Origin of the sequence: Roseomonas sp. BN140053, assembly GCF_047690175.1 — a bacterium.
Taxonomy (GTDB): Bacteria; Pseudomonadota; Alphaproteobacteria; order Acetobacterales; family Acetobacteraceae; genus Roseomonas.
On the sequence record NZ_JBLLEB010000010.1, the window covers coordinates 48,770 to 64,890 of the forward strand.

14 protein-coding genes and 1 tRNA gene are annotated in these 16,121 nt (G+C 73.0%); 12 read left to right on the plus strand and 3 right to left on the minus strand.

Annotated features, from left to right (window positions below; translation table 11 throughout):
• Positions 1–46: 46 nt before the first annotated feature.
• Positions 47–119, minus strand: a tRNA-Ile gene (locus ACLIBK_RS11870).
• A gap of 488 nt (positions 120–607) precedes the next feature.
• Between ACLIBK_RS11870 and ACLIBK_RS11875 the strand changes: the two genes are divergently transcribed.
• Positions 608–1,546, plus strand: a complete 939-nt coding sequence (locus tag ACLIBK_RS11875; RefSeq protein ID WP_415387467.1) for a hypothetical protein — start codon at positions 608–610, stop codon at positions 1,544–1,546.
• Between the two features lie 328 nt (positions 1,547–1,874).
• On the opposite strand, the gene ACLIBK_RS11880 is transcribed toward ACLIBK_RS11875, so the two are convergent.
• The gene (locus ACLIBK_RS11880) at positions 1,875–3,071 is read right to left on the minus strand and encodes an E22 family MetX-like putative esterase (RefSeq protein WP_415387468.1); all 1,197 of its coding nucleotides are present in this window, start codon (positions 3,069–3,071) and stop codon (positions 1,875–1,877) included.
• 261 nt (positions 3,072–3,332) lie between these two features.
• Between ACLIBK_RS11880 and ppa the strand changes: the two genes are divergently transcribed.
• Both ppa and ACLIBK_RS11890 read left to right on the plus strand, forming a co-directional pair.
• Positions 3,333–3,863 carry an inorganic diphosphatase gene (gene ppa, locus ACLIBK_RS11885; protein ID WP_415387469.1) on the plus strand — a complete coding sequence of 177 codons (531 nt, stop codon included), beginning with the start codon at positions 3,333–3,335 and terminating at the stop codon, positions 3,861–3,863.
• Positions 3,864–4,020: 157 nt separating this feature from the next.
• Complete coding sequence (locus tag ACLIBK_RS11890; protein WP_415387470.1) at positions 4,021–5,196, plus strand: CaiB/BaiF CoA transferase family protein; 1,176 nt, start codon at positions 4,021–4,023, stop codon at positions 5,194–5,196.
• Positions 5,197–5,254: 58 nt separating this feature from the next.
• Here the strand turns inward: ACLIBK_RS11890 and ACLIBK_RS11895 are convergent, their stop codons facing one another.
• Positions 5,255–6,532, minus strand: a complete 1,278-nt coding sequence (locus tag ACLIBK_RS11895; RefSeq protein ID WP_415387471.1) for an alpha-hydroxy acid oxidase — start codon at positions 6,530–6,532, stop codon at positions 5,255–5,257.
• A 311-nt stretch (positions 6,533–6,843) separates the two neighbouring features.
• Between ACLIBK_RS11895 and ACLIBK_RS11900 the strand changes: the two genes are divergently transcribed.
• From ACLIBK_RS11900 to coxB, 9 genes are read left to right on the plus strand one after another with little or no spacing between them, the layout of a single operon-like run.
• Positions 6,844–7,500, plus strand: a complete 657-nt coding sequence (locus ACLIBK_RS11900) for a cytochrome c3 family protein (protein ID WP_415387472.1) — start codon at positions 6,844–6,846, stop codon at positions 7,498–7,500.
• Positions 7,488–10,478 (plus strand): 4Fe-4S dicluster domain-containing protein, encoded by a 2,991-nt coding sequence (locus tag ACLIBK_RS11905; RefSeq protein ID WP_415387473.1) that lies wholly within the window; start codon positions 7,488–7,490, stop codon positions 10,476–10,478. Before ACLIBK_RS11900 ends, ACLIBK_RS11905 begins: the two co-directional genes overlap by 13 nt.
• Positions 10,475–11,824: an NrfD/PsrC family molybdoenzyme membrane anchor subunit gene (gene nrfD, locus ACLIBK_RS11910; RefSeq protein ID WP_415387474.1), complete on the plus strand. Its 1,350-nt coding sequence runs from the start codon at positions 10,475–10,477 to the stop codon at positions 11,822–11,824. Before ACLIBK_RS11905 ends, nrfD begins: the two co-directional genes overlap by 4 nt.
• Entirely contained in the window at positions 11,821–12,351 is a 531-nt protein-coding gene (locus tag ACLIBK_RS11915) for a DUF3341 domain-containing protein (RefSeq protein ID WP_415387475.1), read from the plus strand. The genes nrfD and ACLIBK_RS11915 overlap by 4 nt, the downstream gene beginning before the upstream one ends.
• Positions 12,348–12,872: a c-type cytochrome gene (locus ACLIBK_RS11920; protein ID WP_415387476.1), complete on the plus strand. Its 525-nt coding sequence runs from the start codon at positions 12,348–12,350 to the stop codon at positions 12,870–12,872. Before ACLIBK_RS11915 ends, ACLIBK_RS11920 begins: the two co-directional genes overlap by 4 nt.
• Entirely contained in the window at positions 12,869–13,993 is a 1,125-nt protein-coding gene (locus tag ACLIBK_RS11925) for a hypothetical protein (protein ID WP_415387477.1), read from the plus strand. Before ACLIBK_RS11920 ends, ACLIBK_RS11925 begins: the two co-directional genes overlap by 4 nt.
• A complete protein-coding gene (locus tag ACLIBK_RS11930) occupies positions 13,983–14,405 on the plus strand; it encodes a hypothetical protein (RefSeq protein ID WP_415387478.1) in 423 nt (140 codons plus the stop codon). The genes ACLIBK_RS11925 and ACLIBK_RS11930 overlap by 11 nt, the downstream gene beginning before the upstream one ends.
• Positions 14,402–15,187, plus strand: a complete 786-nt coding sequence (locus tag ACLIBK_RS11935; protein ID WP_415387479.1) for a hypothetical protein — start codon at positions 14,402–14,404, stop codon at positions 15,185–15,187. The genes ACLIBK_RS11930 and ACLIBK_RS11935 overlap by 4 nt, the downstream gene beginning before the upstream one ends.
• Positions 15,184–16,119, plus strand: a complete 936-nt coding sequence (coxB, locus tag ACLIBK_RS11940) for a cytochrome c oxidase subunit II (RefSeq protein ID WP_415387480.1) — start codon at positions 15,184–15,186, stop codon at positions 16,117–16,119. Before ACLIBK_RS11935 ends, coxB begins: the two co-directional genes overlap by 4 nt.
• The last annotated feature ends 2 nt before the right edge of the window (positions 16,120–16,121 follow it).

Sequence of the window (16,121 nt, forward strand, 5' to 3'; positions counted from 1 at the left end):
CCCGGGCCGCCCGGGCAGCCCCGCAGCCTGCCCGGGCAGGGTGGCATGGGCCGGGCAGGAATCGAACCCGCAACCAAGCCGTTATGAGCGGCCCGCTCTAACCGTTGAGCTACCGGCCCCGCCAAGAGCCGGTGTAGCGCGACGGTGCTACCGGCCTCAATGGGGCGGAGCAGGGCGTCGCAGGAAGCGCGCTGGAGGGCGCATACCCCCGGTCCCCCGCTGCTTCGTAGGCTTTACGGAGAAGTCGTGGGCTAGCAGGCGGCCCGGGCGAAGCCGGAAGGGGTCAGAGCCATGCCGTTGCTGTCGGCCCGAACCGCGCTCTCTCGGCAGCAATCGGAACGGTCGGGTTCAGCCAGAGCGAATGAGTTTGTTGCACCCTTTCGGAGTAGGGTGACATGCTTCCGCCTGTTCTGATGAAAGAAGGAAAAGAGTGTCAGATCCGCCCGCTGTGCCCGCCATCCCGCCGGTTCCGAACGGATCGCATGATGGGGCGTTGACGCCGGCTGGGGCGAGGAGCCCGGCAGATCCTACTAAAAAAACGGATCCAATCCCCGGCCCTCCTCGGAAACCCGTAGATCATGCCTGGCAAAATTGGATAGATGCAGTGTTGCCCCTCGTTCTCATCACCATTCTCGTGAGCATAGCCGGTCTGGTTCTTTTCTGCCTCGTTCATGCTATGGCGCCGATCAACATCACCCTGGAAACTGTCCCAGCCGCAGGCTGCCGTGACACCAAGATGGCCAAACCCTGCGCCAACATCCTGAACGGGCTAGCTCTGTATGGCTCCTTCTGGACGATCCTCGCCGCCGTTGCCGTCGCAAGCATTGTGGCCGCCCGGTCTTCGCTGAAATTGAACTTTTCGGCGAAATTCCAGAACTGGATGTATGGAACCTTCGCCGTTGCCACAGTGCTTTTCACCGCGTCCTTCGTACAAGAAACTTTTCCATACTGGAGGATCGCCGGCAGGATATTCACGAATACGGTGTCTGCCTTCGGGCACGGAGCGTGGTTCAAGCCTAGCCTGCATGTTGCCAACTTCCTGACCGCTGCGGGAGCCATCGCCATAGCCGTTGCTTGCGTTTCCCAGCCCTATAGGGAGTGTGATGCCGAGGCCGATACTGAGTGGGGCCCGCATTATGGTTCCACCATGGCGTCTCTCAGAAACCTAGTGACGCTCGGCGCCCTGTTGCTGGTTGTTGGAATCATGTTTCTCTCGACTTGGCTGGCCATACCGGTCGCGTTGATACCGGCAGAGGAGCAAGCCAAGACCTATCGCAGCCTGATAGATGCGATCGTGACATTGCATGGAGCGGCCTACTCGGCCGCCTTGTTCATCCTGTATTTCGTTTCAGCTTCCAGGATCCAGAAGAAGGCCCTAACAGAGCAACTCAAAATCAACAAACAGACCGACAAAGAAGCATACCTGAAGAAATATTCCTTGACCCTCGCCCCGCCCGCATATTTGTTGGATGCGATAAAGGTCGTGGCGCCACTCCTCACGGCCAAGCTCTTCGAGCCGTTGGCTAAGTATTTTTCGACACTTTGACGACCATTGGCGTGCGCTGGCGCGCATCTGCTGCGAGGCGCTGCTTGTTGCGCCCGACGATTGCCCCACGATCAGGTCGACAAATGTTTAGCCTTCGACATCCGGAAGCCCGGACGAAGGATGGAAAGGGGCGCAAAGCGGTACGCGAAGCGTTCACCGGCCAGCTCCGATCCCCACCCAGCCGCGCCCGTCCGGCACAATCACGACCTACCGCCGGACCCACGCCCACCGGCAGCCACCGGCACGCGTGAACTCCTGAAAAAAGGAGGGGGACCGGGGGAGTTCACTCCCCCGGCCTTGCTGTTTCCGCCACCAGGGCCCCGGCGTCTCAGGGCGCCAGGAATGCGCGGATCGCCGCTTCCGCCTGGGCCACGTTGCTGACGCCCTCCAGGTGGCCAGAGCCGCCGCGCAGTTCCACCAGCTGCACCGGCCGCCCAGCGGCGCGCAGCGTGTCGGCCAGCTGGCGGCCGTACTCCACCGGAAACACCCGGTCGCCCAGGCTGGGCATCACCAGCCAGCGCGCCTGGCTGCGCGCCAGCGCCGCCGCCGTGTCGGGATACTCGTTGAGGAAGAGCTGGTTGGCGCGGGTCAGGTAGATGAAGGAGTTGGCGTCCGACACGCGCGCCCGGGCCAGCGCCGCCTCGTTGAGGAAGCGCTCCACCGCGAAGCCGTCGCCAATGCGGCGGGCGGGGTCCTGGCCTTCCAGCGGCGCGCGGTTGAAGCGCGCCAGGTCGCCGCGGTCGCGCGCCTGCAAGGTGACGATCTTCAGCGCCTCGGCCAAGCCGCGGGTCGGCGGCTCGCGCCCCTGGGCGTAGTAGTCGCCGTTGCGCCAGTTGGGGTCCAGGCGGATCGGCGCTTCCCAGACCTCCATCCAGCCCTGGAGATAGGCGTCGAACTCGCCGGTGCCGACCACGGGCATGACGCGCTCCACCATCTCCGGATAGGCGGCGGCCCATTCAATGGCCTGCAACGCGCCCATGGAGGGCCCGGCCACCAGCGCCAGCCGCCTCACGCCCAGGCTGTCCAGCAGGCGCTTCTGCACCTCCACGAAGTCGCGCATGGACAGCACGGGGAAGTTCATCGCATAGGGCCGGCCGGTGGCGGGGTCCATGCTGGCGGGGCCGGTGCTGGTGGTGCGCGGGTCGCGGATGTTGAGGTTGATGGGCGTGTCGCTGGCCACCACGAAGAAGCGGTCGGTGTCGATCGCCCGGCCCGGCCCCACCAGCGCGTCCCACCAGCCGGGCGTCCCGCCGGGCTCGTAGCGGCCGAAGGCGTGGCCGTTGGCGGAGAAGAAATGCGTGATCAGCACGGCGTTGTTGCCGGCGGCGTTCAGCGTCCCCGCCGTCTGGTAGCCGATACGCATGTTGGCCACCGTGGCGCCGCTGCGGGTGCGGTACTCGCCGCCCTCGAAGACCCGCTTTTCCACGATCAGCTCCGGCGCCGCCGGTTGCGCCGCGGCGGGAACCAGCGCGGACAGCAGCAGGGAAGCGAACAGCAGGGCGGGCAGCGCGCGGCGGGGCAGCATGGCTCTTTCTTCCGGTCGAGGACGTCGGGGCGGATGCTGCCGCCCGTCCCTTCCCGGTGCAAGGCGCCCGGCCTCGTCCCGCCCGGCAGGGCCGGGTTAGCCGTCCGGGTCGGGCCGCTGCGCCTCGGCCGCCGGGGTGGCGGCCCTTGCTCCCGGCCGCCGGCCGGCGCCCCCGCGGGCCACCCCGCCGCGTTGCCGGGCCGGCCGCTTTGCTGTTACCTCCGGCCCGGCTCAACGCACGGCTTTCCGAACAGGACCACCATGAATCCGACCCTGATCCCCACCGGCAAGGCGCCGCCGCACGACATCAACGTGGTTGTCGAGATCCCGCAGGGAAGCCAGGTCAAGTACGAGCTGGACAAGGACAGCGGCGCCATCGTGGTGGATCGCTTCCTGTTCACGCCCATGGCCTATCCGGCCTGCTACGGCTTCATCCCCGGCACATTGGCCGATGACGGCGACCCGACGGACGTGCTGGTGCTGACCCCCGCCCCCGTGGTGCCGGGCTGCGTGATCCGCTGCCGCCCGATCGGCGTGCTGCTGATGGAGGACGAGGCCGGCCAGGACGAGAAGCTGGTGGCCGTGCCGCACGACAAGATCCACACGATCTTCACCAGCGTGAAGACGGTGGACGACCTGCCCGCCATCACCCGCCAGCAGATCGAGCACTTCTTCACCCGCTACAAGGACCTGGAGCCCGGCAAGTGGGTCAAGGTCACGGGCTGGGGCACGCTGGACCAGGCGATCGGCCTGATCGAGAGCGGCATCGCCGCGGCCAACAAGGCCGGCTGATCGCCGCAGGGAAGCGCCGGGGGCCGGGGTCGCGCGGCTCGGGCTCCCCGGCCGTTGCAGGGATGTCCGGGGCGCGGCACGCGCGGCCCCGGATCACCGCGAGCCGTTCCGGGGCCGGCGCCGCACCGCCGGATTTCGCCCGCGCCGGGAGACCAGCATGTCCGAACCGCTGCCGCTCGCCGGCATCCGCGTCGTCGAGTTCTCGCACATGGTAATGGGGCCGACCTGCGGCCTCGTGCTGGCCGATCTCGGCGCCGAGGTCATCAAGGTCGAGCCGCCGGGTCCGGGCGACCGCACCCGGGCGCTGACCAGTTCCGGCACCGGCTTCTTCGCCGCCTTCAACCGCAACAAGAAGAGCGTGCAGCTCGACACCGCCGACGCGGCGGAGCGGGAGGTGCTGCTGCGGCTGATCGACACCGCCGACGTGGTGGTGGAGAACTTCCGCCCCGGCGCCCTGGACGCGCGCGGCCTGGGCTACGACGCCCTGTCGCAGCGCAACCCGCGGCTGGTCTACTGCTCGCTGAAGGGCTTCCTCCGCGGCCCCTACGAGCACCGCACCGCGCTGGACGAGGTGGTGCAGATGATGAGCGGCCTGGCCGTCATGACCGGCCCGCCCGGCCGCCCGCTGCGCGCCGGCGCCCCAGTGAACGACATGATGGGCGGCATGTTCGGCGCCATCGCCGTGCTCGCCGCGCTGCGCCAGCGTGACGGCACCGGGGGCGAGGGCACCGGGCGCGGCCAGCACGTGCAGTCCGGCCTGTTCGAGAACGCCGCCTTCCTGGTGTCCACCCACATGCTGCAGCAGGCCATCACCGGCGTGGCACCGCCGCCCATGCCGGCCGGCGGCCGCGCCTGGGGCGTCTACGACGTGTTCAACGCCGCCGACGGGGCGCAGATCTTCATCGGCGTGGTGACCGAGCGGCAATGGCAGATCTTCACCGCCGCCCTGGGCGCGCCGGCGCTGCTGGACTCCGCCTACGCCACCAACACCGAGCGCGCCAGGGCCCGCCCCACGCTGATCCCGCTGGTGCAGTCCATCCTCGGCCAGCGCCCGGTGGCCGAGCTGGAGGAGCTGTGCGAGCGCGCCGGCCTACCCTTCGCGCGCATCAACGCCCCCGGCGACCTGCTGGACGACCCGCACCTGAACGCGGAAGGCGGCATGCTGCCGCTGCTTCTGCCCGATGGCCGCCCGACCCGCGTGCCGGCGCTGCCGATCCAGTTCGGCGAGGACCGCCTGGGCGTGCGCCGCGGCCTGCCGCAGCCCGGCGAGCACACGGCCGAGATCCGCGCGGAACTGTCGGCCGAGCCGCCGCCCCGGCCCGACCGGGGCTGACGGGGCGAGCGGACAGGCCTGGGCCGGAAGGGCAGGCCCCTCCCCGGCCCAGGCCCGCTCACCCCACCTGGGTGGGCCGCCCGGCCGTGGCCGGAAAGTTCGCGGACCAGGCCACCCCGCCGCGGTTGATCTCCGCGGCGCGGGGGCAGCCGAGCTGGCCCAGGGCGCGGTCGAACTCGTCCAGCAGGATGCCCACCGCGCGGTCCACGCCCGCCTCGCCGCCGGCCCCGGCGCCGTAGAGGGTGGGCCGGCCGGCGAACACGAAGCTGGCGCCAAGGGCCAGCGCCTTGAGGATGTCGCCGCCGCGGCGGACGCCGCTGTCGAACAGCACGGGTACCTTGCCGGCCACCGCCTCCACCACCGCGGGCAGGGCGTGCAGGGGCGCGGGGCCGGCATCCAGCTGGCGGCCGCCGTGGTTGGACACCGCCACCCCGTCGGCACCGCGCTCCACCGCGATGCGGGCGTCGGCGGCGGTCAGCAGCCCCTTCACCACCAGGGTGTGGGGCCACAGCCGGCGCAGGTCGTCCAGCAGGCTCCAGTCGTTGCTGGGGGCGATCTGCTCGGCCATGAAGGCGGCCAGGGTCTGCGCGCCGGAGCGTTGCGGCACATAGGGCAGCAGGTTGCGCAGCCGCGGCGCGCCCGCGCGCAGCGTGGCCAGCGACCATTCCGGGTGGGTCGCCAAGTCCAGCAGGTTGCGGGCGTTGAGCCGCAGCGGCAGCACGAAGCCGTTGCGCAGGTCGCGCTCCCGCTTGGCCGGGATGGGGACGTCCACCGTGACCACCAGCACGCGGATGCCCGCGGCGTCGGCGCGGCGCAGCAGGTCCTCGCGCACCCGCCGCTCGCGCGGGACGTAGAGCTGGAACCAGACCTGGCCGGGGGCGGCGGCGGCCACCGTCTCGATGTCGGTGGAGGCGGGGGTGCTGAGCACGAAGGGCAGGTTGCGGGCGCGGGCGGTGCGGGCGATGGCCAGGTCGGTGCCGGGCCAGGCAAGGTTGCCCAGGCCGGTGGGGGATATGCCGTAGGGCGCGGCGTAGCGCTTGCCGAACAGCTCCACGGAGGAGTCCCGCACGGACACGTCCACCATGTAGCGCGGGAACAGGGTGACGTCGTCGAAGGCGGAGCGGTTGCGCGCCATGCCCTTCTCGCTCTCCACCCCGCCGTCGAAGTAGTCGAAGGCGATGCGCGCCACCCGGCGGCGGGCCATCCGGCGCAGGTCGTCGATCGAGTGCGCCGCCGCCATCCGCCGCGACACCCGCCAGCCCGGCCGCCGGGCAGTGTCCGACACGGCGCTGCCGCCCTCGGGGATGGTGCGGGCGCCCAGCGTCTCCTCGGCCATGCCGGAACTCACTCCTCGATCACGCAAGGTTGGGTGCCGCGGCACCGATGCGTTCCGGGTTGTCCACGATCCCCGTCCGGGCGCAAGCCTGCCGCGGTACGGCGGCCGCGGGCGGCTCGCCACCGCGAAGATGAACCCGCTGTAATCGCTCATTCTTGAGCGCCGCGCGCGAGGTTTGTGCCCGGGCCCTGCTGGACGGAAGCGCGGCACCGGACCAAGGCTGCGATCCGTGCGATCCCCCCCGCGAGCCCCGTCCTTGCTTCCACGTCGCCCTGCTTCCCGCGTCCTGAACGCCGCCTGACCGGGTCTGCTTGGCGCAGGTCTTTCCCCCTTACGCGAACACCCTGGCGCGGGCCGTGCTGCTGGGCGCGGCGGCGCTCGGGCTGGGCGGGCTCGGGCTGCTGGTGGCCCTGCCCTTCACCCCGCACGTCACCCGGCAGGACATCACGATCGAGCAGCCCGTGCAGTTCAGCCACGAGCACCATGCCGGGGGCCTGGGGATCGACTGCCGCTACTGCCACACCGCGGTGGAACAGGGCCGCTACGCCGGCATCCCGCCCACCGACACCTGCATGACCTGCCATTCGCAGATCTGGACCAATGCGGAGCTGCTGGCGCCGGTGCGGCGCTCCCTGGCCGAAGGCGTGCCGCTGCGCTGGCAGAAGGTGCACGTCCTGCCGGACTACGTGTTCTTCGACCACAGCGTGCACGTGAACAACGGCGTGGGCTGTTCCACCTGCCACGGCGCGATCAACCGCATGCCGCAGGTGCGGCAGGTGGCACCGCTGACCATGGGCTGGTGCCTGGACTGCCACCGCGACCCGGCGCCCAACCTGCGTCCCGCGTCGGAGATCTTCAACATGGAATGGACGCCGCCGGCCGACCAGGCGGCGCAGGGCGCGGCGCTGGTCGCGCATTACGGGATCCGCACGGAACACCTGACGGACTGCTCGCGGTGCCACCGGTGACGGACGCGCCGCCCCTGTCGCGCCGGCAGGCGGCGCTGGCGCTGCTGGCCGCCGCCGCCACCCTGTCCGCCTGCGACCGGCCGGACGAGGAGATCGTCCCCTATGTCGAGCAGCCCGAGCAGGTGGTGCCCGGCATCCCGCTGCGCTTCGCCACCACCCTGCCGCTGAACGGCTACGGCCGCGGCGTCCTGGTCACCAGCTTCGAGGGCCGCCCGGTCAAGGTGGAGGGCAACGCCGCCCATCCCGCCAGCGGGGGCGCCACCGACGTCTTCGCCGAAGCGGCGGTGCTGTCGCTCTACGACCCCGACCGTTCCCGCGCCGTGCGGGAAGGCGGGCGGATCAGCTCCTGGGAGGGCTTCCGCACCGCGCTGCGGCCGCACCTGCGCCGGCTGGACGCGACGCGCGGGGACGGGCTGCGGCTCCTCACCGGCCACGTCACCTCGCCCACCACCCTGCGGCTGATCGCCCAACTGCGCGCGCGCTTCCCGGCCCTGCGCTGGCACGCGCACGAACCCATCGGCGAGGAGAACGCCCGCGCCGGCGCCGCCCTGGCCTTCGGTCGCCCCTTCGCGGCCCTGCCGCGGCTGGACCGCGCCGCGGTCGCGCTGTGCCTGGATGCCGACCCGCTGGGGCCGGGGCCGGACCAGATCCGGCACGCGCGGGGCTTCGCGGCGCGGCGTCAGGCGCGGCGAAACGGCATCGCGCGCTATTCCCGCCTCTACGCGGTCGAGCCGGCCATGACCGTCACGGGCGCCAAGGCGGATCACCGCCTGGCCGCCTCGCCCGAGCTGGTGCGGCGCTTCGCCGCCGCGCTGGCGGCGCGGCTGGAAGCCGGGCCCGCCGCGCCGCCCGCCGCCGACACGCCGCCCGGGCCGCCCGGGCCGGGGCAGCCGGAACCGGAAGCTTCCGGGCCGGCCCTGCCGCCCGCGGCGCAGCGCTTCCTGGAGGCCGTCCTCGCCGACCTGCTGGCGCATCCCGGCGAGGCGCTGGTGCTGGCCGGCGAATGGCAGCCGCCGGAGGTGCATGCCCTTGCGCACCGCATCAACGCCCGGCTCGGCGCCCCGGTGGAATACCGCGAGCCGGTGGGCCCGGCGGAACCGCCCGAAGCCCTCGACGCCCTGGTCGACGACCTGCGCGCCGGGCGGGTGGACACGCTGGTGGTGCTGGGCGGCAACCCCGGGCACGACGCGCCGGCGGCGCTGGATTTCGCGGGCGCGCTGCGGGCGTCCGGCGCCTTCGCCGTGCATCTCGGCCCCTACGGGGACGAGACCGCGGCGCTGTGCCGCTGGCACCTGCCGGAATCCCACCCGCTGGAGGACTGGGCCGACCTGCGCGCCACGGACGGCACGGTGTCGCTGGCGCAGCCGCTGATCCGGCCGCTCCACAACACGCGCTCCGTGCCCTGGCTGATCGGCGTGCTGCTGGGCAGCGACGAATGGACCGCCCGCGACGCGGTGCGCGACACCTGGGCGGCGACGCGGCCCGCCGCGGGTTTCGAGGGCTGGTGGCGCCGGGTGCTGCACGACGGCGTGGTGCCGGACAGCGCCGCGCCGCTGGTGGCCGCGCCCGCCCTCGTTCCGCCCGCCTCCATGCCGCCGGCGCCCGTCCTGCCGGCGCCCGTCCCGCCGACGCCCACCCCGCCGGGCCCTGTTCCGGCCGCGCCCGGTTCATCGGCCGCCCCCGCTGTCAGCCCCGCCGGGGAAGCGATGACCCTGCTGCTGCGGCCGGACGCTTCCGCCTGGGACGGCCGCTTCGGCAACAACGCCTGGCTGCAGGAATGCCCGCGGCCGCTGACCCGGCAGGTCTGGGGCAACGCCGCGCAGATCGCGCCGGAGGAGGCGCGCCGCCTCGGGCTGGAGGACGGGGAAGTCGTGCGCCTCCGCCTCGACGACCGCAGCCTGGAGGCGACGCTGATGCTGCGCCCCGGCACGGCGCCGGGCGTGGTGGTGCTGCCGCTGGGCTACGGGCGGCGGGCGGCGGGGGCGATCGGCAACGGGCTGGGCGCCGACGCCTACGCGCTGCGCCGGCCGGAAGCGCCCTGGATCGCCGCCGAGCTGGTGCTGGAAAGGACCGGCCGGCGCGGCGAACTGCTGCGCGACCGCCCGGAACACCGCATCGAGGGCGAGGAGCACGAGCTGTTCCGGACCCTGCGCGCCGCGGAGTTCGCCCGCCGCGTCGCCGACCCGCCCCCCGAGCCGGAGCGCCCGCCCGCCTTCTACGCGTCGAAGGAGAGCGACACCGCCGCCTGGGCCATGGTGATCGACACCTCGCTCTGCATCGGCTGCAACGCCTGCGTGGTGGCCTGCCAGAGCGAGAACAACGTCCCCGTCGTCGGGCCGGAGGAGATCGCCCGCGGCCGCGACATGCACTGGCTGCGCATCGACACCTACGACCCCGGCCCGGCCGAGGCGCCGCGCCCCGGCTTCCAGCCCGTGCCCTGCATGCACTGCGAAACCGCGCCCTGCGAGCCCGTGTGTCCCGTGGCCGCTTCCGTGCACGACGCGGAAGGGCTGAACGTGCAGGTCTACAACCGCTGCATCGGCACCCGCTTCTGCCAGGCCAACTGTCCCTACAAGGTCCGCCACTTCAACTTCCGCGGCTACGCCGACGGGCAGGAATACGCGAACCAGGGCGCCCCCGTGCTGGCGGCGCAGCGCAACCCGGAAGTCACCGTCCGCGCCCGCGGCGTGATGGAGAAGTGCACCTACTGCACGCAGCGCATCTCCGCCGCCCGCCGCGCCGCGGAGCGCGAGCACCGCGAGCTGCGCGAGGGCGAGGTGAACACCGCCTGCGCCGCCGCCTGCCCGTCGCGCGCCATCGCCTTCGGCGACCTCCGGCGCGACGGTTCCGCCGTCTCTGCCTGGCGGCAGGAGCCCGGGCACTACGCGCTGCTCGGCCATCTCGGCACCCGGCCGCGCACCACCTACCTGGCCGAGGTCCGCAACCCCAACCCCGCGCTGGACGAGGGGGACGCGTGAGCGACCCGGCGCGCGGGCTGCTGCCGGACGGGGCCACCTACGGCTCGCTGGTGGGCACGGTGGCGGACCCGCTGCTGCGGCGGCGGGTGGGGCGGTTCTACTGGTTCGCCCTCGGCACCGGGGTGCTGGGCACGCTGCTGATGCTGGTCTCCATCACCTGGCTGTTTATCGAGGGCGTCGGCATCTGGGGCGTCAACACGGGCATCGTCTGGGGCTTCGCCATCGCCAATTTCGTGTGGTGGCTGGGCATCGGCCATGCCGGCACCTTCATCTCCGCCGCGCTGCTGCTGACGCGGCAGCCCTGGCGCGCCGCCATCAACCGCTTCGCCGAGGTGATGACGCTGTTCGCCGGCGCCATCGCCGGGCTGTTCCCCATCCTGCATCTCGGCCGGCCCTACCGCGCCTACTGGATCCTGCCCTACCCCAACACGATGGACCTTTGGCCGCAGTGGCGCTCGGCGCTGGTGTGGGACGCGGCGGCGATCTCGACCTACCTGATCTTCTCGCTGCTGTTCTGGTTCATCGGCCTGGTGCCCGACCTCGCCACGCTGCGCGACCGGGCGCCGTCCCGCGCGGGGCAGGTGGTCTACGGCGTCCTCGCCCTGGGCTGGCGCGGCTCGGCGCGGCACTGGCACCTGCACGACGTGCTGTACCGCACCATGGCGGCGATGGCGCTGCCGCTGGTGGTGTCCGTGCACAGCGTGGTGGGCATGGATTTCGCCGCCAGCCTGATGCCGGGCTGGCAGGAAACCATCTTCCCGCCCTACTTCGTGGCCGGCGCGCTGTTTTCCGGCTTCGGCATGTGCATCGTGGTGGCGGCGCTGATGCGCAGCGGCCTGGGCCTGCAGGAGGTCATCACCCACCGGCATTTCGAGGTGATGGCCAAGATCATCCTGGCCGGCTCGCTCACCCTCGGCCTGTCCTACGGCACGGAATGGTTCAACGCCTGGTATGCCGGCGACCACGTGGAGCGCGAGCACGTCCGCTACCTGTTCACCGGCGACTACGCGCCGCTCTACGTCCTGCTGCTGTTCTGCAACCTCGTGGCGCCGCAGCTGCTCTGGCTGCCGCGGGCGCGGCGCAGCATCCCCACCGTGGTGATCGTCACGCTGGTGCTGAACCTCGGCATGTGGCTGGAACGCATCCTGATCATCTGGAACACGCTGTCGCACGGCCACCTGCCCAGCACCTGGTCAGTGTTCCACCCGACCTTCTGGGACTGGAGCCTGCTGGCCGGCTCGATCGGCTTCTTCCTGCTGCTGTTCCTGGGCTTCGCCCGCCTCCTGCCGGTGATCGCCATGCACGACCTGGGCAAGCTGCTGCACGAGCGGGAGCGCGGCTCGTGACCGCGCCGCCGCCGCCCCTGGTGCTGGCCGAGTTCCGCGACCCCGACACGCTGATCGCCGCGGCGCGCCGGGCGCGCGAGGCCGGGCTGCGCGGGCTGGACGCGCATACCCCCTTCGCGGTGGAAGGGCTGGCCGCGGCGCTGGACCTGCCGACGCCGCCGCTGCGCCGGATCATGCTGCTGGCGGGGCTGGCGGCGGCGGGCTTCGTCTACGCCCTGTGCTGGTACAGCGCAGTGATCGACTACCCGCTGGTGCTCGGCAGCCGGCCGCTGCATTCCTGGCCGGTCTTCCTGGTGCTGAGCTTCGAGGCCGGGGTGCTCGGCGCCACGCTGGCGGGGATCGCCGGGCTGTTCGTTTCCGCCGGGCTGCCGCGGTTGAACCACCCGGTGTTCGACGGGCGCGGCTTCGACCGCGCCAGCCAGGACCGCTTCTTCCTGGCCGTGTCCGACCCCGAGGCCGATCCGGCGCGGCTGGAGGCCATCCTGGACGGGCTGGCCCCGCTCTCCGTGCGGGCGGTGGCGACGTGACGCGGCGCGCGCCCTGGCTGCTGCTGCCGCTGGCCCTCGCGGGCTGCCGGCTGGAAATGACGCAGCAGCGCCGCATGGACACCTACGAGCCGACGGCCGTCTGGCCCGACGGCACCACCGCCCGCCCGATCCCCGCCGGCACGGTGGCGCGCGGCGCGCTGGATCGGGCGCGCGCGCTGGAGGAGCCGCCCGCGGTGACGCCGGCGCTGCTGGCGCGCGGGCAGCAACGCTTCGCCGTGAACTGCGTGCCCTGCCACGGCGCGGCCGGCGACGGCGACGGCATGATCGTGCGGCGCGGCTTCCCGCCGCCGCCCTCCTTTCACACGCAGCGCCTGCGCTCGGCCCCGGCGCGCCACGTCGTGGACGTCATCACCGACGGCTACGGCGTGATGTATTCCTACGCGGCGCGCGTGGCGCCGGCGGATCGCTGGGCCATCGCCGCCTATGTCCGCGCGCTGCAGCTGTCGCGCCACGCGGTGCTGGCGGAAGCGCCGGACGCCGCGGAGCACCTGCCCCCGTGAGCGCCGCGCCGGAGAACGCCCGCCCGATGCCCTGGCTGCGGCAGCGGGCCGGGCGCGCTGCCCTGCTGGGCGCCGCCGCGACGGCCCTGCTGGGCGGCTGGGCGCTGGTCTCGCCCGGCAGCCCGGGCGCCGGCTGGCTGATCGGGCTGTTCTTCTGGCTGACGGTGGCGCTGGGCACGCTGCTGCTGCTGGAGGTGCACGCGCTGACTGGCGGCCGCTGGGGCGACGCGCTGCGCCCGGCGCTGCTGCCCGCCGCCACCAGCCTGCCGGCGTTCCTGCTGCTCGTGCTGCCGCTGCTGCTGGCGCTGCCGGCGGTCTATCCCTGGGTGCGGGGCGGCGCGGCGGACACGATGCACGGGGACGTGGCGCGGCTCTGGCTCAACCCGCTGGGCTTTTCCCTGCGCGCGCTGCTGCTCCTCCTGGGCTGGTCGGCGGTGGCGCTGCTGCTGGTGCGGCTGCGCGGCGGCGGCTGGCGCACGGGGATCGGCGCGATCGGGCTGGTGTTCCACATCGCCGCCACCACGCTGCTCGGGCTGGACTGGCTGCTGTCGCTGGACCCGCATTTCCGCTCCACCGCCTTCGGGCTGGCGGTGGCGGGGATGCAGCTGCTGGCCGGGCTGGCCTGGGCCGCGATCCTGCGGCCGGAACCGCAGGGCGACAACCAGCCGGGCCGCGCCGGCGACCTGGCGGCGCTGCTGATCGCGGCCGCCCTGGCGGTGCTGTATCTCGGCTTCGCGCAGTACCTCGTGGCCTGGTACGGCAACCTGCCGGAAAAGGCGGCCTGGTTCCTGGCGCGCGGCGGCTGGGGCTGGACGGGGGTGCAGGCGGGGTCCGTGGTGCTGGCCTCCCTCCTGCCGATCGGCCTGCTGCTGCGCCGACGCGTCCGGCGCAGCCCGGTGGCCCTGGCCAAGCTGGGGCCCTGGGTGCTGCTGGGGCTGCTGCTGCACCTGGTCTGGATCGTGGCGCCGGTGTTCGGCTGGGGCGCGGTGCTGGCGGGGGGGCTGGGCGTGCTGGCGGTGGGCGGGCTCTGGGTCGGCCTCGCCTACGGGCCGCTCACCGCCTGGGCGCTGGGCGGAAACGGCGCGACGGAACCGCCGGGGGAGGCGTCGCATGCCGGGTGACGTGGGGCTGCGGGCGCGGCGGCAGCGGATCGAGATCCGCGCAGGGACAGTGCTGGGTGTCGGCTTCGGCACGGCCGCGCTGCTCGCGGTGACGCTGGGCGGGGTCTACGGCTATTTCCACTGGGCCGGGGTGCGGACCGACATCCCGCGCCCGGCCCGCTTCCCCGAGCCGCGGGTGCAGAGCGACCCGGCCGGCGACCTGCGCGACCTGCAGGCGGCGCAGCGCGCGCAGCTGGAGGGCTACGCCTGGGTGGACCGCGAGCGCGGCCTGATCCGCATCCCCGTGGCGCGGGCCATGGCGATCCTGGCGGCGCGCGGCGAGGCCGCCCTGGCGCCGCTGGAAGCACCCGACCCCGCCGTGCCGATGCCGGTGCGCCCCGAGGCCGCGCGCCGGGCGGAGGGCGGACGGTGAGGCGGCCGCTGCTCCCCCTGCTGGCGGCGCTGCTCCTCTTCGCGGCCCCCGCCGCCCGCGCCGCGCTGACGCCGGCCGAGCTGGCCGCGGTGGAGCTGGCCCCGCCGCCCGGCGCGGCGCTGCCCCCGGCCCTGCCCCTGGTGGACGCGACCGGCCGCGCCGCGACGCCGGCCCAGGCCATGGCCGGGCGGCCCGCCGTGCTGGTGCTGGCCGACTTCACCTGCGTCACGCTCTGCGGCACGGCGCTGGCCATGGCGGCCGCCTCGCTGGAGGAAACCCGGCTGCGGCCGGGGGCGGACTACCACCTGCTGGTGCTGGGGCTGGACCCGCGCGACGGCCCGGCCGAGGCGGCGGCGATGCGCGGCGCGCAGCTCGGCCGCTCGCCGCTGGCCGCCGCGGCGGTGTTCCTGACCGGCGACGCCGCCACCCTGGAGGCGGCGCAGGCGGCGATCGGCTACCGCGCCCGCTACGACGCGGAGCACGACCAGTACGCCCATCCGCTCGGCGCCCTGGTGCTGACCGCGGACGGGCGGGTGTCGCGCGTGCTGGGCGGGCTGCAGCTGGACCCCGACGCGCTGCGCCTCGCGCTGGTGGAAGCTTCCGCCGGCACGCTGGGCAGCCTGGGCGAGCGGCTGCGGCTGCTGTGCTACGGCTTCGACCCGGCGCACGGCGTCCTCAACGGGCTGGTCAAGCGCGCCCTGGCGGCGGGCACCCTGGTCACGCTGCTGGCGCTGGGCGCCTTCCTGCTGCTGCTGTCGCGGCGGCGGGAGCGGCGGGCGTGATCCGCTTCTGGCCCGAGGCCGCCTCCGACACGGCGGTGCAGGTGGACAGCGTCGTGCTGCTGCTGCTGGCGGTGTCCGGCGCCATCCTGCTGCTGGTGCTGGCGCTGGTGCTGGGCTTCGCCATCCGCTACCGCCGCGGCTCCGCCGCCCCGCGCGGCGAGCTGCCCGAGCTGCTCAAGAAGGAGGTCGAGGTCGGCTGGACCTTCGCCATCCTGCTGCTGGCGCTGTTCATCTTCTCCTGGGCCAGCGTCACCGAGCTGGGCGCCCTCCGCCCCGACCCCGAGGCGATCGAGATCCACGTGGTCGCCAAGCAGTGGATGTGGAAAACGCAGCACCCCAACGGCGCGCGCGAGATCGACGCGCTGCACGTCCCCCGCGGCGAAACGGTGCGGCTGCTGATGACCTCGCAGGACGTGATCCATTCCTTCTTCGTGCCGGCCTTCCGCATCAAGCAGGACGTACTGCCCGGCCGCATCACCAGCCTGCAGTTCCGCGCCACCGCCGTCGGCGAATACCCGCTCTTCTGCGCCGAATACTGCGGCACGCTGCACGCCCGCATGGGCGGCACCGTCACGGTGATGGAGCCGGAGGACTACGCCCGCTGGCTGGCCGCCCAGCCGGAGGGCGACGACCTCGGGCGCGAAGGGGCGGCGCTGTTCGTCTCCCTGGGCTGCGCCGGCTGCCACAACGGCTCCACCGTCGTGCGGGCGCCGGGCCTGGCGGGCGTCTACGGCCGCGACGTGAACCTGGCCGACGGCCGCGTGGTGCGCGCCGACGAGGCCTATCTCCGCGATTCCATCCTGCAGCCGCGCCGCGACGTGGTGGCGGGCTTCGAGCCGCTGATGCCCTCCTTCGCCGGGCTGGTCGGCGAGGACGAGCTGCAGCGCCTCGTGGCCTATCTCCGCTCCCTGCGCGAGGGAGGCTCCCCGTGAGC